Genomic DNA, 21338 nt, shown 5'->3' on the forward strand with positions numbered 1-21338 from the left:
AAACCCCGAGCTTGCTCGGGGTTTTTTTATGCGTGGCGATAAAACGGAAGTGAGTGCTGTTCCTCAGCCACCGTCCAAGAGCTTCGCGCCGAAGGTGGTTCCAACGAGGTGTTGCAGGCCTTGCGCGGCCTTGTGGGAGGTGCGCCCTCGCGCCGAATGCGTTTCATAGGCCCCATAGAAGGCCGGCTCAAGCCTCAGGTTTCTGCGACAGCTCCTAGGGAAATACAAACGATAAAAGGCCCGACCGGAACTCCCGGTCGGGCCTTCTTCGTCAGAGCTTAGAGCGAGGGATAGTCGGTGTAACCCTCAGGGCCCGGCGAGTAGAACAGTTGCGGGCGTGGTTCGTTAAGCGGGGCGTCCTGGCGCAGTCGTTCGACCAGATCCGGGTTGGCAATGTAAGGCACACCAAAGGCCACTGCATCGGCCTTGCCTTCGGCCAGCCAGGCATTGCCCTGTGCCTTGTCGAAGCCTTCGTTGGCGATATAGACACCGCCGAAAATCTGCTTCAGCTGTGGGCCAAGGCTGTCTTCGCCGGCTTTTTCGCGGGTGCAGATGAAGGCAATGCCACGCTTGCCCAATTCACGGGCGATATGGCCGAAGGTTTCGGCGCGGTTGGAGTCACCCATGTCATGGCTGTCGGCGCGTGGTGCCAGGTGCATGCCGACCCGTCCTGCACCCCAGACACCAACAACCGCATCGGTGACTTCAAGCATCAGCCGTGCGCGGTTTTCCAGCGAGCCGCCGTACTGGTCGGTACGCTGGTTGGTGCTGTCCTGCAGGAACTGATCGAGCAGGTAGCCGTTGGCGCCGTGGATCTCCACGCCGTCGAAGCCGGCCTCCTTGGCATTCTCGGCGCCCTTGCGGTAGGCCTCGACGATGCCAGCAATTTCGCTGGTCTCCAGAGCGCGCGGGATCTCGTAGCTTTTCTTTGGGCGCACCAGGCTGACATGACCGGCGGGCTGAATGGCGCTGGGCGCAACCGGTAGCTGGCCATCGAGGTAGAGCGGGTCGGAGATACGCCCGACGTGCCAGAGCTGCAGCACGATCTTGCCGCCTTTGGCGTGTACCGCTTCGGTGATTTTCTTCCAGCCCTGTACCTGCTCAGCAGACCAGATGCCGGGAGTGTCAGGGTAGCCGACGCCCATTGGTGTCACGGAAGTCGCTTCGCTGATGATCAGACCGGCGCCGGCGCGCTGGGTGTAGTACTCCAGCATCAGCTCGCCAGGCACACGGCCCGGCTCTGCGCGGCAGCGGGTCAGAGGCGCCATGATGATGCGGTTGGGCAGCTCAAGGTCGCCGATCTTGATGGGGTCGAACAGTGTAGGCATAGCGATACCGCTCCTCTATGGGTGTATGCGAAAAATCAGAGTTGCTGACTGATGCGCTGGATAAATGCCTGGATGGCCGGCTCATTGCGCTTGAAGAAATGCCATTGACCGACCTTCTGACTGGTAATCAGGCCGGCGCGTTGCAATGTGGCCAAGTGGGCTGAAACCGTTGATTGCGAAAGCCCGGCCCGTTGGTCTATCTGCCCGGCGCAGACGCCGTTTTCCAGCGAGTGAAACTGGTCTGGGAAGTGCCGTTGCGGTTCCTTCAGCCACCGCAGAATGTCCCGTCGTAACGGGTGGGCGATCGCTTTGATGATCTCGTCGAGGCCGTCGGTCATGGGCTTTCGTTCGTCATGCATATCGTGTTGAGCCGAACTATATATCGATCCATTCCGATGCAGGATCGATTCGATCGATGGTGACTATTGCCTATGTCGATGTCGCATGGTGCCGATGAGCCAAGCCGTGACGGGTCCTGTAGAATCCGCTGCTGGTCTTTTCAGGGTGTTTTGACTATGCGTATCGGCCACGGTTACGACGTGCATCGCTTCGGCGAGGGCGACTTCATCACGCTCGGCGGCGTGCGGATTCCACATAAGTTCGGCTTGCTGGCGCATTCCGATGGCGACGTGCTGCTGCATGCGCTCAGCGATGCACTGCTCGGCGCGGTGGCGCTGGGCGATATCGGCAAGCACTTTCCCGACACCGATCCGCAGTTCAAGGGCGCCGATAGCCGGGTGCTGCTGCGCCATGTGCTCAAGCTGGTTCAGGCCAAGGGCTGGAAGGTGGGGAATGTCGACGCCACCATCATCGCTCAGGCGCCAAAGATGGCACCGCACATCGAGTCCATGCGCGGGCTTATCGCCGAGGATCTTCAGGTCGACCTGGACCAGGTCAATGTCAAGGCCACCACCAGCGAAAAACTGGGCTTTACCGGGCGCGAAGAGGGCATCGCGGTGCATGCGGTCGCGCTGCTGGTCCGCGCATGACCGAAGACCAGCTGCTCGGGCCGCGCGCCCATGGCGGAGCATGCGGCAGTGCAATGCTCAAGGCTGTGGCCGACGATTTTCAGGTCGATGAGGTGCTGGATATTCCGCTCTCGGGGGAGGGCGAACATCTCTGGCTCTGGATCGAGAAACGCAACCTCAACACCGAGGAAGCGGCACGGCGTATTGCCCGCGCCGCTGGCGTGCCGATAAGGGCCATCAGCTACGCCGGTCTCAAGGATCGCCAGGCGCTTACCCGCCAATGGTTCAGCCTGCATCTGCCAGGCAAGGCGGACCCTGAGCTGGGCAAGGCTGAAGACGAAACGCTGCGCATCCTCAAACGCAGTCGCCACCAGCGCAAGTTGCAGCGCGGTGCCCATTCAGCCAACGGTTTTACCTTGCGCCTGACCCAGCTGGAAGCCGATCACAGCGAACTCGACAAGCGCCTGGAGCGCATCAAGTCACTCGGCGTGCCCAACTATTTCGGCCTGCAGCGCTTTGGCTTCGACGGCGGCAATGTTCACGGTGCGCGGGAATATGCCGAGCGTCAGGAGCTCCCCGTACAGCGCAACCTGCGTTCGCGACTGTTATCGGCGGGGCGTAGCTACCTGTTCAACCGAGTGCTGGCCGAGCGGGTCGCCGCCGGGACTTGGGATCGGGCGCTGCCGGGCGATCTGCTGGCATTTACCGACAGCCGCAGCTTCTTTATCGCTGGCGAAAACGAATGCGCCGACCCCCGTCTGGCGATTCTGGACCTGCATCCTACCGGCCCCTTGTGGGGTGCTGGCCCATCGCCTGCGGGCGAGGCGACGCAAGTGCTGGAGGGCGATGTGGCGGCAGCCGAGCCGGCAATCGCCAAGTGGCTCGCAGAAGCCGGAATGAAGCATGAACGGCGTATTCTTCGCCTCCCCATTGGCGGCTTGTCGTGGCATTATCCGGGGCCTGACATTCTGCAACTTGAATTCGTCCTGCCGACCGGATGCTTTGCCACAGCAGTGGTACGCGAACTGGTCAGCCTGGCAGGGCAGACGGATATCTGATGCGTATTCTAATCGCCAACGACGACGGGGTGTATGCCCCAGGGCTCGCCGCGCTTTATGACGCGCTGGCGGATTATGCCGAGTGCCGAGTGGTCGCCCCCATCCAGGATATGAGCGGTGCGAGCAGTGCGCTGACGCTGGATCGCCCGCTGCATCCGACGACTATGCCTAACGGCTTTATCGGGGTGAATGGGACGCCCACCGATTGCGTGCATCTGGGTATCAACGGCTTGCTCGAAGAAACACCCGATATGGTGGTTTCGGGTATCAACCTGGGTGCCAACCTGGGTGATGACGTGCTTTATTCCGGCACCGTTGCCGCGGCCATCGAGGGGCGCTTCACCGGCAGGCCGGCGTTCGCCTTTTCCCTGGTTTCTCGCTTGCCGGATAACTTGCCCACGGCCGCGTTCATCGCCCGCAAACTGGTGGAGCAGCACGACCGGCTCGATCTGCCGCCACGTACCGTACTCAGCATCAATGTGCCCAACCTGCCGCTGGATCATATCCGTGGTATTCAGCTGACCCGCCTTGGACATCGCAGCCGGGCAAAACCGCCGGTGAAGCAGGCCAACCCGCGCGGCAAGGAAGGCTATTGGCTTTCCGTGGCTGGTGATGTCGAGGATGGCGGACCGGGAACCGATTTCCATGCGGTGGTGCAGGGCTATGTCTCGATCACCCCGCTGCAGCTCGACCGAAGCTTCCATGAGGCGTTCGAGTCCCTGGGCGACTGGGTTGAGGGAGTGCTGTGAACCATCTTGTACAGGAGAGTCTGATGCGCCACGGAACCGGGATGACCTCGCAACGCACCCGTGATCGCTTGATTCAGCGTCTCTACGAGGAGGGGCTGTCGAACGCGCATGTGCTGGAAGTCATCCGTCGCACGCCGCGTCACCTGTTCGTCGATGAGGCGCTGTCGCATCGTGCCTATGAAGATACCGCGCTGCCCATTGGCCACAACCAGACCATCTCGCAGCCATTCATGGTCGCGCGCATGAGTGAGTTGCTGCTGGCCGCGGGCCCGTTGGACAAGGTGCTGGAGATCGGCACCGGCTCCGGTTACCAGACCGCCATACTGTCGCAGCTGGTGGAGCGGGTGTTCTCGGTCGAGCGAATCCAGGCGCTGCAGGAACGTGCCAAGGAGCGTCTTGCCGAACTGAAGTTGCGCAATGTGGTCTTTCGCTGGGGCGATGGTTGGGAAGGCTGGCCGGCATTGGCGCCTTACAACGGCATCATCGTCACTGCGGCTGCAGCGGACGTGCCGCAAGCCTTGCTCGATCAGCTGGCACCCGGCGGGCGTCTGGTGATTCCGGTCGGGGTGGGTGAGGTTCAGCAACTGATGCTGATCATTCGTGAGGAAGACGGTTTTTCCCGGCATCTGCTGGACACCGTGCGCTTCGTGCCGCTGCTCAATGGACCTGTGGTTTGAACTCAGCGGATGCAAGCATGAAAAGCGCGTTAATGTTGTACATCAAGGGTGCTGCCATGGGGGCCGCGGATGTGGTGCCGGGCGTTTCCGGCGGCACTATTGCCTTTATTACCGGCATCTACGACGAGCTGCTTCGCTCTATCGGCGCGATACCTGGCGCGGCGCTGCTGTTGCTGCGCGGGCGTGTTCGAGATGCATGGAGGGCGGCCAATGCGAATTTCCTGCTGATTCTGCTGGGCGGCATCCTCACCAGCGTGCTCAGTCTGGCGAAGCTGATCAGCTACCTATTGGAGGCTCATCCGATCCTGATCTGGTCGTTCTTCTTCGGCCTGATTCTGGTGTCGGTGCATCTGATCGGCAAGGAAATCCAGCGCTGGGATCTGCAGCGCATCGTTGCCTTGATCCTTGGTATCGCCTTCGCTTACCTGATCACCGTGGCCGCTCCGGTGCAGTGGAGCAGCAGTGGTTTGAGTTTGTTTTTTGCTGGCGCCATCGCTATCTGCGCGATGATTCTCCCCGGTATTTCCGGCAGCTTCATTCTGGTCCTGCTCGGGCTTTATCCGGTTGTGCTGGCAGCGGTGAAAAGCCTCGACATCGGTGTGTTGGCCGTCTTTGCCGCCGGATGTCTGGTGGGCCTCCTGAGCTTCGCGAGGGTGCTCAGCTGGATGCTCGACCGCTGGCGTGACCTGACCCTGTCTTTTCTTACCGGATTGATGCTGGGTTCGTTGAATAAGGTCTGGCCATGGAAGGAAACGCTCACCTGGCGTACCAACTCCCAGGGGGAGCAGATCCCTTTGCTGGAGCGCAACATTTCGCCAGACAGTTTTGCTAGCCTCACCGGGCAGGACCCTCAACTCCTGCTGGCTGTGCTGATGGCCCTGGCGGGCATCGTGCTGGTGCTGGGGCTTGAATGGTTTGCCGGACGGCGTCAGCCTATGGCACAGAACCTCTGAACAGAATCGGCCCAGGGAGTGCCCGTTGAGGCTCACAGCAGTTGTGCGGTGGATTCGTAACCCTTCGATCCGTAGCGTCCTGATCACGGTGTTGGCCAGTGCTTTTCTGGCCGGCTGTGCTTCCTCACCGACGGGTGGTGTACAGGTCGTGGATCGCAACAATCGTGATCGTGTGACCAGCGGCCACTACATCGTCCAGCGTGGCGACACGCTCTGGTCCATTGCCTTTCGCTTCGGCTGGGACTGGAAAGAGCTTGCCCAACGCAATGGCATCGGCCCGCCTCATGTGATTTACCCAGGTCAGCGCATCCGCTTCGACGGCAGTGCGCCACGTACGGTCGTCAGCACACGGCCTGCAAGCCCGCCGCCGGCTCCGCGCCCTGCGACCCCGGTGGTTGCGACTCCGGTTCCCACGCCGCCGCCGATTGTCAGGGCTCCGCAAATACCGCCTCAAGCCACTACGCCCACCAAGCCTGTAGCTCGTTCGGCGAGTGGTTGGGCTTGGCCGGCGAAAGGGCAGATCATCGGTCGGTTTTCCTCAAACGGTAGTTTGAATAAAGGCATTGATATCGCCGGGGAATTAGGACAGCCTGTTTTAGCTGCTTCTGATGGAGCTGTTGTGTACGCCGGTAGTGGTTTACGGGGTTACGGCGAACTTGTGATCATCAAGCACAGCGATACCTATGTAAGTGCCTACGGCCACAACCGCAGGCTGCTGGTGCAGGAAGGCCAACAAGTCAAAGCTGGGCAGACTATTGCCGAGATGGGATCGACTGGAACCGACCGGGTGAAGCTGCATTTCGAGATTCGTCGCCAGGGCAAGCCTGTAGATCCGTTGCAATACCTGCCAAAACCTTGAGCTGAGGCCCGCCTGTTCCGGCGCAGGGGGCTCGTGTGTTGCCAGGGATAGCGTGCCACCCGAGCCTGTTGTCGAACTCAGAACAGGACAACAATAATGGCTCTCAAAAAAGAAGTGCCGGAGTTTGACGTAGACGATAGCGTTCTACTTATGGACCAGCCAGCTGGGCTAAACCGCTCCAGCGACACTCCTCGCGTTCGTTCCATAGGCGCCCGTTCGGGACCTGCAGCCGTCAGGCAGCACAAGTTCATCGATTACAACCGGGCACTCGACGCCACCCAGCTATACCTCAATGAAATTGGCTTTTCCCCCCTCCTGACACCCGAAGAAGAAGTGCATTTCGCTCGCTTGGCCCGCAAGGGTGATCCGGCGGGACGCAAGCGCATGATTGAAAGCAACCTGCGACTGGTAGTGAAGATCGCCCGACGCTATGTCAATCGCGGGCTATCACTGCTGGATCTGGTCGAAGAAGGCAACCTCGGGCTAATCCGGGCCGTGGAAAAGTTCGACCCCGAACGCGGTTTCCGCTTCTCCACCTATGCCACCTGGTGGATTCGGCAGACGGTTGAAAGGGCGATCATGAATCAGACTCGCACCATTCGCCTGCCGATCCATGTGGTCAAGGAGCTGAACGTCTACCTGCGTGCAGCGCGCGAGCTGACCCAGAAGCTCGACCACGAGCCCAGCCCCGAAGAAATCGCCCACTTGTTGGAAAAGCCGGTTGCCGACGTCAAGCGCATGCTTGGGCTGAACGAGCGGGTGACCTCGGTTGATGTGTCGCTCGGTCCGGACACCGATAAAACACTGCTCGATACCCTCAGCGATGACAAGCCGAACGATCCTTGCGAGCTATTGCTCGATGATGACCTTTCGGCCTGTATCGATCAGTGGCTATCAGACCTGACCGAAAAACAGCGGGAAGTGGTTGTTCGCCGATTTGGCTTACGAGGCCATGAGAGCTGCACTCTGGAGGAAGTTGGCAAGGAAATAGGCCTTACCCGAGAGCGGGTACGCCAGATCCAGGTCGAAGCACTCAAGCGCATGCGCGAGATCTTCGAGCGCAACGGCCTGTCTAGCGAAGCGCTTTTTGGATAGCGATATCGGCTAGTGATTGCAGCCTCTTGCCGATTCTGGCAAGGGGCTGCACATGGCAGACAATGCGATGCAAGAGCAAGGCTGGCGTCAGGTTAATCCGTAAGCGGCGACTGATTTAGCAAGACGTTATTCTCTGTAAGCTTTCACTTACACAAGGTGTAAGCCAAAGTAAAAAGTCGATGATGGATTTTTCTGACTTATGAATAACTCATTGTTTTTAAAGGAGTTATTTTCAATATCGTTTGATTCTTTGGAAATGGCAATGGTTCCCCTCAAGTTGCCATTGGCCAGCAGATGCTTAATATCACGCCTGTGCTTATGGACAGGCACAGCCGACAAGGATGACGGCCAGGACAGCTGCGGGATGTGGCTTCATCAGGACGATGAGCGGAAATAGAGGGAGCATGGAAGGAGGCGGGCGGGGCTTAACCCCCGCCCCTTTTTTTGCCTGTAAAAAATAGGCTGTCATTGGAATACCATGTATTTAAGGTACCCAATGCTCCAGTTTGCCCGTTGAACGACTCTCGTGTTTGGCAGACTAAATTCATGACACAACTCACAGGGAGTTAATCATGAACGGTAAAACCCCGCAGGAATCGCCCCAGCCGGAACAGCCGCAGGAAGATCAGGTTGATCGTGGTCCGGAAGATGTGGACGAAGATCAGCTGGATGAAGCTCTGGAAGAAACCTTTCCCGCCAGCGACCCCATCTCTCCATAATCGCAACGCAAACCTTGGACCTGGTTTTCAGCATCGTGACACAGCGCTGCCAGCGTCTTATGACGGTTGTAGCGCTGTAGGCGAGCGGCCAGGGTTTCGGGTAATCGGATGCTTTCGCTAAAACCAAGCTTGCGGTAGAAACCAATCAGCTCCGGGGCGCAGAACAGCCACACAGGGCCGGTACTTTCGTTCACCGCTCGGGTTACCAGGCTTGCAGCAAGTCCTTTCTTGCGCTGCTCCGGCGCTACCAGCAACCCGGTAAGCCAATACCCGCTTTCGACCCTGCTCAGACACAAAGCCGCTACGATTTCATTGTGCCCGGCCACCCAGCAACGGGCGCCGGGTGGAGCGCGCATATGGCTGCGATGGGCACGGTAGAACTTGTTCAGCAGAGGTCTACAGGCGTCCGGAAGCAGACGCAGATGCTCCTGGGGCATAGGGTTGTGCTCTCGGGGCGGGTGGACTAAGCCGCAGTAGCCTGTCGCAGATCAATGAAAGCAGGGGAAGTGATCGAGGCTTCAGCGCGTTGGGTTATGCTGATTTCACATCTTTCATGGAGGTTCGCCATGCGCAATATTCTTCTTGCTTTCGACGGTTCGGACAATGCCAAGCGGGCGTTGCAGTACATCGTCAATCTCGCCACCGATGCGCCAAAGCCGCTGGAAGTGCATGTCCTCAATGCCCAGCATGAGCCGGTGATCTACGGTGAGTACGTTACTTCCAACATGATCGAGGATCTCAACAACAACCTGCTGAACAAGTCGCGAGCTACCATCGCCGAAGCGACAACGGTGCTGCAGGCGGCGGGTATCGCTCATCAAGGCCACGCCGTTCTCGGCAACGTCGCCGAGCAGGTCAATGAAGCCGTCAAGCGCCTGGGGTGCGATACCGTGGTGATGGGTACGCGCGGTCTGGGCAGCTTCACCGGCATGCTGTTGGGTTCGGTTGCCAACCGCGTTATTCATGAGGTGTCGGTGCCGGTTCTACTGGTGAAATAAAACCGGCGCAGCAAACGCAAAACGAAAGCCGGGCTGCTCTCAGTCCGGCTTTTTCTTTAGCAGGTCGGCAAGGTTGGCGAATGCCTTGAAGGTTTCCTTCGGTCCCAAGTCGCTTCCGGGTCTGGCTTCGGCCTGATACTGGTTATCCGTATAGCGGGAATGCTCGTTGTCGTGACAATACAGGCACAGCAGCTCCCAATTCGAGCCATCTTCAGGGTTATTGTCGTGGTTATGGTCCTTGTGATGGACCGTTAGCTCGCTCAGGCGCTTTCCCGAAAACTCACGGGCGCAACGCCCGCATACCCATGGGTACATCTTCAGAGCCTTTTCACGGTAGCCCTGTTCGCGCTGGGCGTAAGGTATGTTCGATTTGCTTGTCACGATGTGGTCCTGCCGAAGAAGCGATTCGTTTGAAGCCTGCACAGTATGACTTAACGGTCAGCCTGCCAGCCCGACGTAGACGTTCTGCACGTCATCATGGGCGTCGATGGCGGCGAGAAAGGCTTCGACTTCTTCGAGTGCCTCAGCCGACAGTGTGGTTACCGGGTTCTTCGGACGATAGCCAAGCTGGGCCGAATGCACAGTGAAGCCCTGTTCAGGCAGGGCGCGGCAGACCGTATCGAGATCAGCTGCCTCGGTAACGAACAGCCAGGCGCCTTCATCGGCTTCTTCGAAGTCCTGAGCGCCGGCTTCGATTGCGGCTAGCTCCGGATCGGAATCAGCGCTGGCTGGCGCTGCTTCGATCATGCCGCAGTGGTCGAAATCCCAGGCTACCGAGCCGGAGGTGCCCAGTTGTCCCTTGCGGAACAGGACGCGGATCTCGGCCACGGTGCGGTTGACGTTGTCAGTCAGGCACTCGACGATCACCGGCACCTGGTGTGGGGCGAAGCCTTCGTAGGTAGTGCGCTCGTAGTGCACGCTCTCGCCCAAGAGGCCGGCACCTTTCTTGATGGCGCGTTCCAGAGTTTCGCGGGGCATGGACGCTTTTTTCGCCTGCTCAACCACCAGACGCAGGCGCGGATTCATGTCGGGGTCGGCACCGTTGCGCGCCGCGATCATGATTTCCTTGGACAGCTTGCCAAATGTACGGCCCTTGGCGTTCGCTGCTGCTTCCTTATGTTTCGCTTTCCACTGTGCGCCCATGCTAATTCTCGTTTGCGTGCGGGTCGAAGAAGTCGCCTGCCAAGGGGCGATTCTAGCTGCTGCAGTACAGGCAGGCACGCGTTGCGCAGCATGCAACTTGGTAAACCCGATACGCCGCGTTAGGCTCGTCTCTTCTTTGTTGTTGCGAGCCTGTTTTCATGCCGATGCCTGTGAACTTCAAGAACAAGATTTCCCGCCAGCGCCCCTATGGTCGCCTGGAGGAGGGCCTGAAGCCATCGGAATGCGATCTGTCGTTGATCGTCGATCAGCTTGAAAGCGACCGCGGGCGCATCATCAATTCAGCTGGTGTACGCCGCTTGCAGCAGAAGACCCAGGTCTTTCCCCTGGAGCGCAATGCAGCGGTGCGCAGCCGCCTGACCCATTCGCTGGAAGTGCAGCAGACCGGTCGTTTCATCGTCCGCACGCTGTACCGGCAGCTGGGTGAGAAGGCCCCGATCTATGGCCTCGATGGCCTCGAAGGGGTGCTGGAAAGCTTGGTGGAAATGACTTGCCTGATGCACGACACCGGCAATCCGCCTTTCGGCCACTTCGGCGAATTTTCCATCGGTCAGTGGTTTGGGCGCCATCTGGAAGAGCTGTTCGAGGCCGCTGTGCCGCACGGGCGGGGCGACGAAAGCCTGCGTACGCGGATGCTGGCCGATCTGCGCGCCTTCGAAGGTAATGCCCAGGCCATTCGTCTGGTGGTCAGTCTGCAACGCCTGAACCTGACCTACGCCCAGACCGCCGGGCTGCTCAAATATGTGCGGCCGGCCTACATGCCGAAACCCGAAAAAGGCTCGCCTGGCGCCTATCTACACAAGAAGCCGGGTTACTACCTGTCCGAGGAGCGCTTTGTCGCTGATTTGCAGGCGGCGCTGGGTTTGGCACCCGGCACGCGACACCCGGTGGCCTACGTCATGGAGGCGGCGGACGACATCGCCTATTGCCTGGCCGATATCGAAGATTCGGTAGAAAAAGGCATTTTCAGCATCGAGCAGCTGGCCGGCCTGCTGGTGGAAAAATTTGCCGAGCACGGCTCGCCGGATGAGCCCATCGGAGCCACCGGTCGCAGCTTTCGCAGCATGGTCGCCTACGCCGAGTCCCGAGCGCAGCGGGAGACGATCAACAAGGTTGGCGAGTTCTTCATCTGGCTGCGGGTGAATCTGGTGCACCCGCTGGTGCAGCATGCGGCCCGGCAATTCATCGAGCATATCGAAGCGGTGTATCACGGCACTCTGGATCGTGCGCTGCTGGAAGATGCCAGCCTGGAGAATGCCATTGTGCAGACCTTCAAGGATGTGGCGATGGAACATGTGTTCTGCCACCGTGAGGTGGAGACGCTGCAGCTACAGGGCTACCGGATCCTGCAGGGGTTGCTGGACTTCTATGCGCCGTTGCTGCGGGTGCCGGTGCCGGTCTTCCACGAGCTGACCGAAGGCGTTTGCCGTAGCGAGCCACACTTGCAGATGCTGGCCCGGCGCCTGCCGAGCCAGTTGATCAAGGCCTATCACGAAGCGCTGACGGAACACGCCGAATCTGCGCCCGATTACCCGCTGTGGGCGTTCTACTATCGCTGCCGCATGCTGCAGGACTTCGTCAGCGGTATGACCGACCAGCTGGCTCAGGACGAATTTCGCACCCTGTCGGCGCTATAGCGGTGTTTCAATGACTTGATAGCGGCGCATAGGCGCGGACGAACAGCGTGACTACCTCGTCCACATGCCTGCAGGCTTCGGCGGCATCCAAGGCATCGTCATAGCCGATCATCAGGCGAAAATGCACGCCGCCCTTTAGCAGCGAGCAAAAGTGCTCGGCAGCATGCGCAGGGGCCGGCACGTGCAGTAGGCCTTGCGCGTGAGCCTCGCCCAGCAGCTGTTCAAGGTCCTGAAGCAGCAATTGTGGTCCTGCGTCATAGAACATCCGGGACAGCGCTGGATTCTGCGTGGCCATGGTCACCATGACCCGGTGCAGACCGATGGATTCGGGGCTGTTGGCCAGTTCGTGGAAGGCCTGGCCGAGCTCCAGCAACACCTGTCGAATCGAACGGCCTTCCTCCAGAAGGAACAGCTTGCGTGGCAGGCGCGTTTCGCAGGTGGCCTTCACCGCAGCGGCGAACAGCGCCTCCTTGTCCTTGAAATGACTATAGAGCGTGAGCTTGGAAACCCCGGCTTCGGTGGCGATAGCGTCCATGCTGCTGCCCTCGTAACCGTTGTTGAGAAACAGGCTCTGCGCGGCGGCGAGGATCGCCTCGCGCTTGGCGGGATCCTTTGGTCGGCCGGGGCCAGGTGGAGCAGGCAGATCTTCAATCATGGGATACGTTTAATACTGGACTGGCTGGTTTGGTATTTTTACTATACCGGGCAGTATAAATATTAAATCCCCGTTTGCGAGAGAGAACCCGCGTGCTCAGACCTGCCTTGTCTCTGATCGGTGTCCTTGGCGTTGCGTTGCTGGCTGGCTGTGGCAATGGTGAGGTCGAGCCCACCTCGGTACGTCCAGTGATGGTGGTTCAGCCGCAACCTGCGAGCGAAGCCTTCGCCAGCTACCCGGGCGAGATCCACGCCCGCTACGAGCCACAGCTGGCGTTTCGCATCGGCGGCAAGGTCGTCGAGCGTCTGGTCGAGGCGGGTGAAAGGGTGCGTAAAGACCAGCCGTTGGCCAGGCTCGACCCGCAGGACGTACGCCTGCAGCTTGAAGGCATCCGCGCCCAGGTGGCTGCGGCTGAGGCCAATCTGCGTGTCGCGCGAGCCGAGCATGAGCGCTACAAGACCCTGATGAAGCGAGAGCTGGTCAGCCGCTCGCAGTTCGATGCCTCGGAAAACTCCCTTCGCTCCGCCGAGGCGCGCCTGCGCCAGACACGCGCCGAGTTTGACGTCGCCAACAATCAGGTCGGTTACGCCGAGTTGCGCGCCACTCGCGATGGTGTGATCGCTCAGCGTCTTTTCGAGGTCGGTCAGGTAATCGCTGCCGGACAGACAGTATTTGTCCTCGCCGCCGACGGTGAGCGCGAGGTGGCCATCAATCTGCCGGAGCAGGCGCTGGAGCATTACTCGCTGGACCAGGAGGTGACGATCGAGCTCTGGTCGCAGCCGGACAAGCGTTATCCAGGGCGTATTCGCGAGCTGTCGCCGGCTGCAGATGAACAGTCCCGGACCTACTCGGCACGGGTTGCCTTTACCGAGGCCGATGTGGCCGTCGAGCTGGGGCAGAGTGCGTTGGTGTCGATCCGCAATGCCGATCAGGTATCGCTTGCGGTGCCGCTGTCGGCGATCACCGCCGAGCAGGGCAGGGCTTATGTCTGGCGCCTGAAAGCGGATGCCACCCTGGAGCGCGTGGACGTGCGCATCGGCGCCTTTGGCGAAACCCAGGTTCCGGTGCTGGAGGGGCTGCAAGCAGACGACTGGATCGTCATGGCCGGCGTGCAGTTGCTGCATGAGGGGCAGGTGGTCAGGCCGATCGACCGCGATAACCGTCCGGTAGCACTGGCTGGCCAGGAGTAAGCACGATGCGCTTCAACCTATCCGCCTGGGCGCTGGGCAACCGGCAGATTGTGGTATTTCTCATGCTGCTGGTCGCCGCCGTCGGGGCGCTGTCCTACGGCAAGCTGGGGCAGAGCGAGGACCCGCCGTTCACCTTCAAGGCCATGGTGATCCAGACCAACTGGCCGGGCGCCACGGCCGAGGAGGTGTCCCGCCAGGTCACCGAACGCATCGAGAAAAAGCTGATGGAAACAGGGGCTTACGAGCGCATCGTGTCCTTCTCGCGTCCGGGTGAATCCAACGTTACCTTCATTGCCCTCGACTCGTTGCGTTCCCGGCAGATTCCCGATCTCTGGTACCAGATCCGCAAGAAGATCGGCGACATTCGCCATACGCTGCCTGCCGGCGTGCAGGGGCCCTTCTTCAACGACGAGTTCGGCACCACCTTCGGCAATATCTATGCGCTGACTGGCAAGGGTTTCGATTATGCCGTGCTCAAGGATTACGCTGATCGCATCCAGCTACAGCTGCAGCGGGTGAAGAACGTTGGCAAGGTCGAGCTGATCGGCCTGCAGGACGAGAAGATCTGGATCGAGCTGTCCAACGTCAAGCTGGCCACCCTCGGAGTGCCGCTGGAGGCCGTGAAACAGGCGTTGGAAGCGCAGAATACGGTGATGTCGGCAGGCTTCGTCGAAACGCCCAGCGAGCGCGTTCGGCTGCGTGTGACGGGCAGCTTCGAGACGGTCGAGCAGATTCGTGATTTTCCTATTCGCGTAGCGGGCCGGACCTTCCGCATCGGTGACGTGGCCGAGGTGCACCGCGGTTTCAATGATCCGCCGGCGCCGCGCATGCGCTTCATGGGCGAGCCTGCCATCGGCCTGGCGGTGTCCATGAAGGACGGTGGCGACATTCTTCTGTTGGGTGAGGCGCTGCAGAGCGAGTTCGCCCGGTTGCAGCAGGAGCTTCCGGCCGGCATGGAGCTGCGCAAAGTCTCCGACCAGCCTGCGGCGGTGAAAACCGGCGTCGGTGAGTTCGTCAAAGTGCTGATCGAGGCCCTGGTCATCGTGCTGCTGGTGAGCTTCTTCTCGCTCGGCGTGCGTACCGGGCTGGTGGTGGCCTTGTCGATCCCGCTGGTGCTGGCGATGACCTTCGCCTCGATGAACTACTTCGATATCGGTTTGCACAAAATTTCCCTCGGCGCGCTGGTGCTGGCCCTGGGGCTGATGGTGGACGATGCGATCATCGCGGTGGAGATGATGGCGATCAAGATGGAGCAGGGCTTCGACCGGCTCAAGGCCGCCAGTTTCGCCTGGACCAGCACTGCCTTCCCGATGCTCACCGGCACTCTGATTACCGCCGCCGGCTTCCTGCCGATTGCCACCGCGCAATCCAGTACGGGGGAATACACACGCTCGATTTTCCAGGTGGTGACCATTGCGCTCATCGCCTCCTGGGTCGCTGCGGTGATGTTCGTCCCGCTGCTGGGCGAGAAGCTGCTACCGGATATGGCCCAGCGCCACGCGCGCAAGCATGGCGGCAGTGACAGCGGCCACGACCCCTATGCCACGCCGTTCTATCAGCGGGTAAGGCGGTTGATCCTATTTTGCGTGCGCTGGCGCAAGAGCGTGATCTTGCTGACACTGCTGCTCTTTGTCGCCTCGATTGGCCTGTTCCGACTGGTGCCGCAGCAGTTCTTTCCGGCCTCGGGTCGTCTGGAACTGATGGTCGATCTGAAGTTGGCCGAAGGGGCTTCGCTCAAGGCCACTGAAGCCGAGGTGCGGCGTCTGGAGGAGCTACTCAAGACGCAGCCCGGCATCGACAACTACGTGGCCTATGTAGGCAATGGCTCGCCGCGCTTCTATCTGCCACTGGATCAGCAACTGCCGGCCACCAGCTTTGCCCAGTTCGTGGTGTTGGCCGAGAGCATCGAGCAGCGAGAGGCTCTTCGCAGCTGGCTGATCGAGCGCCTGGAGCATGACTTCCCCAGCCTGCGCGGGCGTGTCAGTCGCCTGGAAAACGGACCGCCGGTGGGCTATCCGGTGCAGTTCCGGGTCACCGGCGAGCATATCGATGTGGTGCGCGGGTTGGCGCGGCAGGTAGCGGCAAAGGTGCGGCAGAGCCCGCACGTGACCAACGTCCACCTCGACTGGCAGGAGCCGAGCAAGGTGGTCTGGCTGAATATCGACCAGGACCGTGCCCGCGCATTGGGCGTGAGCACCATGGAGCTGTCGAGCTTTCTTCAGCGCACCTTCACCGGCACCACGGCGAGCCGCTTTCGAGAAGACAACGAGTTGATCGAAATCCTCCTGCGCGGCACCGAGCGCGAGCGTGAAACCCTGTCGATGCTGCCCAGCCTGGCGATTCCCACGGCCAGCGGGCGGAGTGTGCCGCTGGCGCAGGTCGCCACTCTTGAATATGGCTTCGAGGAAGGTGTGATCTGGCACCGCAACCGCCTGCCAACAGTGACGGTACGTGCCGATATCTACGGCGAGCATCAGCCGGCCACGCTGGTTCAGCAGATCCAGCCGACGCTGCAGGAGATACGTGACGCGCTGCCTGGCGGCTACCTTCTGGAGGTCGGTGGTGCGGTGGAGGATTCGAGTCGCGGACAGGCTTCGGTGAACGCCGGCATCCCGCTGTTCGTCATCGTCGTGCTGAGCCTGCTGATGATCCAGCTCCGGAGCTTCTCGCGCACGGCCATGGTGTTTCTCACCGCGCCGCTGGGCCTGATCGGTGTCGCGCTGTTCCTGCTGCTGTTCGGTCAGCCGTTCGGCTTCGTCGCCATGCTTGGCACCATTGCGTTGTCGGGAATGATCATGCGCAACTCGGTGATTCTGGTGGATCAGATCGAGCAGGATATAAGTGCCGGGCATGACCGTTTCAGCGCCATCATCGATGCCACCGTGCGCCGCTTCCGGCCCATCGTGCTCACCGCGCTGGCGGCGGTGCTGGCGATGATCCCGCTGTCGCGTAGCGTCTTCTTCGGCCCCATGGCTGTTGCCATCATGGGCGGGCTGATCGTCGCCACGGTGCTCACGCTGCTGTTCCTGCCGGCGCTCTACGCTGCCTGGTTCCGGGTCAGGGAAGGGGAGTAGCCAGGTTTCGACAGTGGCGGGATACTGCGCTCCCGCCACTGCCGAGATTCTGCCGATGCTGCTGCCGATTTATCAGGTCGATGCCTTTACGAATGAACGTTTCAAGGGCAATCCGGCTGCCGTGGTGCCGCTGGAGCGGTGGTTGACCGACGCGCAGATGCAGGCCATTGCCCTCGAGAACAATCTTTCCGAGACCGCTTTCTTCGTCCGCGAGCCAGATGGCGCCTTCGACATCCGCTGGTTTTCACCACTGACCGAGATCGACTTCTGCGGCCACGCAACCTTGGCCAGCGCTTTCGTCATCCTTGAGCAGATGATTGCCGAGACGCCGCTGACCTTCCGTGCCGCGGCGGTCGGGGATATCGAGGTATCCCGGCGTAACGACGGGCTGCTGGAAATGAGCTTTCCCAAGCGTGCGCCCGAGCTGGTTGCCGAGCCGCCACAGGCGCTGCTGAAGGCCCTGGATATCGCGCCCGAGGCGGTGCTGAAGAATTCGCAGGCCTGGTTCGTCGTGTATGCCAGCGAACAGCAGGTCCGTGCCGCCGCGCCCGATCTCGAAGCACTGAAAGCCCTGGCGCCGCTGGATGTGGTGGTCACCGCGCCGGGTGAGCGGCAGGATTTCGCCTCGCGCTACTTCTGGCCTGCCAATGGCGGCGATGAGGATCCGGTTACCGGCTCCATCCATGCCGGTCTCGCTCCTTATTGGGCCGCGCGGCTGGGCAAGTCGTCGCTCGTTGCGTTGCAAGCTTCGAGTCGCAGCGGGCTGCTCTACTGTCGCGTTGAACGTGAGCGTGTGTTCATTGCGGGCGCTGTGGTCAAGTATCTGCAGGGTGAGATCGAGATCTGATTCGTTAGCCGCGTACGTTGCTTATCAACGGGGGAGGGCGTCGCTGCGGTCGATGCTTTACACGGCCCTGTTTTAGGGCGTGAAGAGGCTGACTGGCGGGTCACGTTGGGCTAAGCTCAGCGTAACTCCTATGGGAAGCCAGGCCGAAGACGATGGGCGTAGTATGGCGGTCCGACAGTACCCGTTCGGGCGGTGGCAAGCGAGTGCCGCCACCCAGCAAGGCGGGCAATAAATCCCGAGACGGTCGCCGGCTGGCACGCCGCATGGGCTGGTTGCTGGTTGTTTCATTGGTGGCAGGCGGCGGTTATGCAGCCTGGCATGAAATGCACAGCTCCAAGCTGCAGGCACTATGGCTGAGCCGCTACGCCGATAATCTCGACTATCAGCTCAAGCCCGGCGTCAGTCCCAGCATCCACTTCCCCGAGGCCGGGCCGTTCGATCGCCGGCTGGGCTATGCGCAACTCCCGAATTTTCTCGAGCGCCTGGCGCGCAGCGGCTTTACCGTAGAGCAACAGGTGCATTTCTCGCCGGCACTGCAGCGTTACGTCAGCCACGGCTTCTTCGTGCCCTACGCAGAGAAATTCCAGGCCGGGCTGAGCATTTACGACTGCCGCGGTGAGCCGCTCTACCACAACCGTTATCCGCATCAATACTACGAAGCCTTCGAGGATGTGCCGCCTCTGGTAGCCATGAGTCTGCTGTTTATCGAAGACCGCGGGCTGCTCGATACCGGGCGGCCACTGGCCAATCCGGCGGTGGACTGGCCGCGCTTCACCAGGGCAGCCCTCACTCAGGTGGAGAGGCATCTCGGCCTGTCAGGCCAGACGGCTGGTGGCAGTACGCTGGCGACCCAGGTGGAAAAGTACCGGCATTCGCCTGAAGGCCGCACCGGCAGCGCCGAGGAAAAATTCCGGCAGATGATCTCCGCCAGCGTGCGCGCCTATAGCCAAGGCCAGCTTACGCTGGAAGCGCGCCAGCAGATCGTGCGCGACTACCTCAACAGCGTGCCCTTGTCCGCCGCCTACGGGCATGGCGAGGTACATGGCATTGCCGATGGTCTGCGGCTCTGGTTTGGTGCCGACTTTGCCGAGGTGAATCGGCTGCTCGACTCCCGGCGCAACGCCGTAGCGCCGCTTGATGCCCAGGCGCTGGCGCTGCGTCAGGTGCTGTCGCTGCTGATCGCCCAGCGGCGCCCGTCCTACTACCTCATCTCCGGTCGTGACGAGCTGGCCAAGCTCACCGACAGCCATCTGCGATTGCTGGCCAGCGGCGGGGTGATCGACAGCGGCCTGCGCGATGCGGCGCTGAAACAGCAGGTCGTGTTTCGCGATTTGCGCAGTGAGCCGGGCATCCGCGAAGTCGCGGCGGACAAGGGCATCAGCGCCGCGCGGATGCGCCTGAGCAACCTGCTGGGTGTGTCGCTGTACGAACTCGACCGCCTCGATCTTTCCGCAACCACACCCTTGCACGGTGAGCTGCAACAGCAGGTCAGCGAATATCTGGCACGCCTGGCCGACCCCGCGTTTGCCGGGGAGGTAGGGCTGCTCGGCGAGCGCATGCTGTCGGCAGAGCGGACTGCCGACGTACGCTACAGCTTCACCTTGTTCGAGCGCGGCGAGCAGGGCTTTCGCGTGCGGGTGCAGACCGACAACACCAACCAGCCCTTCGATATCAACGAGGGCAGCAAGCTGGAGCTGGGCTCCACGGCCAAGCTGCGCGTACTGACCACTTACCTGGAAATCATCGCCGAGCTGTATGAGCGCTACGCCCCGCTGAGCCGTGATGAGTTGAGCCAGGTTGAGGCCGACGAACCATTGACCCGCTGGGCGCTGGCCTATCTGGGCCGCACACCAGAGCCCAGCCTGTCGGGAATGCTCGAAGCGGCGCTGGAGCGGCGTTATTCAGCCAGCCCCGGCGAGCGCTTTTTCACCGGCGCTGGCATGCACAGCTTCGGCAACTTCCGCCGCGAGGACAATAATCGCCTGCCAACCCTGCGGGAAGCCCTGCAGGAGTCGATCAACCTGCCGTTTGTACGTTTGATGCGCGATGTGGTGAGTTACAGCACCTATCAAGTCGGGAACGGAGCCGAGCTGCTGAAAAGCGATGACAACCCGCAGCGCGCAGAATACTTGCGGCGGTTTGCCGATCGAGAGGGTTCGGTGTTCCTGATGCGCTTCTGGCGCAAGTACCAGAACAAGAGCGCCGATGAGCGCATCGAAGTGCTTCTTGACGGAATACGACCCACGCCGTCACGCCTGGCAGCTGTGCACCGCTATCTTTTCCCGGATGCCGAGCGCGCCAGCTTTGAGCGCTTTCTTCGGACGCGGCTAACGGATGTTGACCTGAGCGATGTCGATATCGACCTGCTCCATGAGCGTTACGCACCTGGCAGCTTTAGCCTGCCTGATCAGGGCTATATCGCCCGGGTGCATCCGCTGGATCTGTGGCTGCTTGGCTACCTGATCCGCAACCCCGACGCAGGAATTTTCGAGGCCATTGCCGCCAGCGCCGAACAGCGTCAGGAAGTCTATGGCTGGCTGTTCCGCAGCCGTCACAAGAGCGCCCGCGACAGCCGCATCCGCATCATGCTGGAGGTGGAAGCCTTTACCGATATCCACCGTCGTTGGCAGCGACTGGGCTATCCCTTCGAACATCTGGTGCCATCGCTGGCCACCGCTTTGGGCAGCTCCGGTGATCGTCCGGCGGCCTTGGCGGAGCTGATGGGCATTATCGTCAACGATGGCGTGCGGCTGCCCAGCGTCCGTATCGACAGCCTGCATTTCGCCAGCGATACACCCTATGAAACGCGATTGGGCATCAGCCCCTATGGCGGCGAACGGGTCATGCCAAGTGAAGTGGCGGCGGCCTTGCGCTCTGCATTGCAGAGCGTGGTGGAGCAGGGCACTGGACGGCGCTTGCGCGGCATTTTTGTACAGGCTGATGGCGAGCCCCTGCGCGTGGGCGGCAAGACCGGCACGGGCGACAACCGCATACAGACCATCGGCGCTGGTGGCCGGCTGATCAGTTCCACGGCGATGAACCGCACGGCAACCTTCGTGTTCTATCTCGGCCCTGATCACTTCGGCACCCTCACCGCCTATGTGCCGGGGCGCAAGGCGGACAACTTCAGCTTCACCTCGGCTCTGCCGGTGCAGGTGCTCAAGGGCATGGCGCCAATTCTGCAGCCCTACCTGGAAAGCCCCGGCCAGATATGCCAACCGCCGGCGGAGCCCGTTGCGCCCACCCTGACTGCAGGCACAGACTCGGCCAAACCCTGACACGCATGCGTGGGGGCCGCCCGCGGGGCGAATGCAGGCTGAAGGCCTGGTCAAGCTAAAGCCTGGCTATGTCCAAGGGGTGCTATTCAATG

Annotated in this window: 19 protein-coding genes and 1 pseudogene; 14 read left to right on the top strand and 6 right to left on the bottom strand. The window is 61.0% G+C overall.

The window, feature by feature from the left end:
- Positions 1 to 278 precede the first annotated feature (278 nt).
- Positions 279 to 1328 (bottom strand): alkene reductase, encoded by a 1050-nt coding sequence (locus BN1079_RS00255; RefSeq protein ID WP_037021499.1) that lies wholly within the window; start codon positions 1326 to 1328, stop codon positions 279 to 281.
- Positions 1329 to 1363: 35 nt separating this feature from the next.
- Positions 1364 to 1666, bottom strand: coding sequence for an ArsR/SmtB family transcription factor (locus BN1079_RS00260; RefSeq protein ID WP_037021500.1), 303 nt, complete (start codon positions 1664 to 1666; stop codon positions 1364 to 1366).
- 177 nt (positions 1667 to 1843) lie between these two features.
- On the opposite strand from BN1079_RS00260, the gene ispF reads away from it, so the two are divergent.
- The 8 genes from ispF to BN1079_RS17665 all read left to right on the top strand — a co-directional run bounded on the left by ispF (position 1844) and on the right by BN1079_RS17665 (position 8406).
- On the top strand, positions 1844 to 2317 hold the full coding sequence (gene ispF / locus BN1079_RS00265) for a 2-C-methyl-D-erythritol 2,4-cyclodiphosphate synthase (protein ID WP_037021501.1): 474 nt from the start codon (positions 1844 to 1846) through the stop codon (positions 2315 to 2317).
- Entirely contained in the window at positions 2314 to 3354 is a 1041-nt protein-coding gene (gene truD, locus BN1079_RS00270) for a tRNA pseudouridine(13) synthase TruD (RefSeq protein WP_037021503.1), read from the top strand. Before ispF ends, truD begins: the two co-directional genes overlap by 4 nt.
- Positions 3354 to 4103 carry a 5'/3'-nucleotidase SurE gene (gene surE, locus BN1079_RS00275; protein ID WP_037021504.1) on the top strand — a complete coding sequence of 250 codons (750 nt, stop codon included), beginning with the start codon at positions 3354 to 3356 and terminating at the stop codon, positions 4101 to 4103. Before truD ends, surE begins: the two co-directional genes overlap by 1 nt.
- 41 nt (positions 4104 to 4144) lie before the next feature.
- Entirely contained in the window at positions 4145 to 4780 is a 636-nt protein-coding gene (locus tag BN1079_RS00280) for a protein-L-isoaspartate(D-aspartate) O-methyltransferase (protein ID WP_037026521.1), read from the top strand.
- A 17-nt stretch (positions 4781 to 4797) separates the two neighbouring features.
- Positions 4798 to 5733 (top strand): polyprenyl-phosphate transporter, encoded by a 936-nt coding sequence (locus tag BN1079_RS00285; RefSeq protein ID WP_037021505.1) that lies wholly within the window; start codon positions 4798 to 4800, stop codon positions 5731 to 5733.
- Between the two features lie 52 nt (positions 5734 to 5785).
- Positions 5786 to 6592: a peptidoglycan DD-metalloendopeptidase family protein gene (locus tag BN1079_RS00290; RefSeq protein WP_037026522.1), complete on the top strand. Its 807-nt coding sequence runs from the start codon at positions 5786 to 5788 to the stop codon at positions 6590 to 6592.
- Between the two features lie 96 nt (positions 6593 to 6688).
- Positions 6689 to 7687 carry an RNA polymerase sigma factor RpoS gene (gene rpoS, locus BN1079_RS00295; protein WP_037021507.1) on the top strand — a complete coding sequence of 333 codons (999 nt, stop codon included), beginning with the start codon at positions 6689 to 6691 and terminating at the stop codon, positions 7685 to 7687.
- A gap of 572 nt (positions 7688 to 8259) precedes the next feature.
- On the top strand, positions 8260 to 8406 hold the full coding sequence (locus tag BN1079_RS17665) for a hypothetical protein (RefSeq protein WP_171819271.1): 147 nt from the start codon (positions 8260 to 8262) through the stop codon (positions 8404 to 8406).
- 29 nt (positions 8407 to 8435) lie between these two features.
- Here BN1079_RS17665 and BN1079_RS17190 read toward each other — a convergent pair.
- Positions 8436 to 8843: pseudogene (locus tag BN1079_RS17190) on the bottom strand (GNAT family N-acetyltransferase); the annotation flags it as partial.
- 129 nt (positions 8844 to 8972) lie between these two features.
- On the opposite strand from BN1079_RS17190, the gene BN1079_RS00300 reads away from it, so the two are divergent.
- On the top strand, positions 8973 to 9404 hold the full coding sequence (locus BN1079_RS00300; protein ID WP_037021508.1) for a universal stress protein: 432 nt from the start codon (positions 8973 to 8975) through the stop codon (positions 9402 to 9404).
- A gap of 39 nt (positions 9405 to 9443) precedes the next feature.
- Here the strand turns inward: BN1079_RS00300 and BN1079_RS00305 are convergent, their stop codons facing one another.
- Entirely contained in the window at positions 9444 to 9788 is a 345-nt protein-coding gene (locus tag BN1079_RS00305; protein WP_037026523.1) for a YajD family HNH nuclease, read from the bottom strand.
- Between the two features lie 54 nt (positions 9789 to 9842).
- Positions 9843 to 10547 carry a YebC/PmpR family DNA-binding transcriptional regulator gene (locus BN1079_RS00310; RefSeq protein ID WP_037021509.1) on the bottom strand — a complete coding sequence of 235 codons (705 nt, stop codon included), beginning with the start codon at positions 10545 to 10547 and terminating at the stop codon, positions 9843 to 9845.
- A gap of 158 nt (positions 10548 to 10705) precedes the next feature.
- Between BN1079_RS00310 and dgt the strand changes: the two genes are divergently transcribed.
- On the top strand, positions 10706 to 12202 hold the full coding sequence (gene dgt / locus BN1079_RS00315) for a dGTPase (RefSeq protein WP_037021510.1): 1497 nt from the start codon (positions 10706 to 10708) through the stop codon (positions 12200 to 12202).
- Positions 12203 to 12209: 7 nt separating this feature from the next.
- Here dgt and BN1079_RS00320 read toward each other — a convergent pair whose 3' ends face one another.
- Positions 12210 to 12857: a TetR/AcrR family transcriptional regulator gene (locus tag BN1079_RS00320; RefSeq protein ID WP_037021511.1), complete on the bottom strand. Its 648-nt coding sequence runs from the start codon at positions 12855 to 12857 to the stop codon at positions 12210 to 12212.
- A 92-nt stretch (positions 12858 to 12949) separates the two neighbouring features.
- Here BN1079_RS00320 and BN1079_RS00325 point away from each other — a divergent pair, with 92 nt between their 5' ends.
- From BN1079_RS00325 to BN1079_RS00340, 4 genes are all read left to right on the top strand, one after another.
- Positions 12950 to 14047 carry an efflux RND transporter periplasmic adaptor subunit gene (locus BN1079_RS00325; protein WP_037021512.1) on the top strand — a complete coding sequence of 366 codons (1098 nt, stop codon included), beginning with the start codon at positions 12950 to 12952 and terminating at the stop codon, positions 14045 to 14047.
- Between the two features lie 5 nt (positions 14048 to 14052).
- A complete protein-coding gene (locus BN1079_RS00330; protein ID WP_037021513.1) occupies positions 14053 to 17121 on the top strand; it encodes an efflux RND transporter permease subunit in 3069 nt (1022 codons plus the stop codon).
- Between the two features lie 67 nt (positions 17122 to 17188).
- Positions 17189 to 17968 carry a PhzF family phenazine biosynthesis protein gene (locus BN1079_RS00335; RefSeq protein ID WP_197538858.1) on the top strand — a complete coding sequence of 260 codons (780 nt, stop codon included), beginning with the start codon at positions 17189 to 17191 and terminating at the stop codon, positions 17966 to 17968.
- A 152-nt stretch (positions 17969 to 18120) separates the two neighbouring features.
- A complete protein-coding gene (locus BN1079_RS00340; protein WP_081950788.1) occupies positions 18121 to 21246 on the top strand; it encodes a transglycosylase domain-containing protein in 3126 nt (1041 codons plus the stop codon).
- The last annotated feature ends 92 nt before the right edge of the window (positions 21247 to 21338 follow it).

This window comes from Pseudomonas saudiphocaensis (assembly GCF_000756775.1).
Taxonomy (GTDB): domain Bacteria; phylum Pseudomonadota; class Gammaproteobacteria; order Pseudomonadales; family Pseudomonadaceae; genus Stutzerimonas; species Stutzerimonas saudiphocaensis.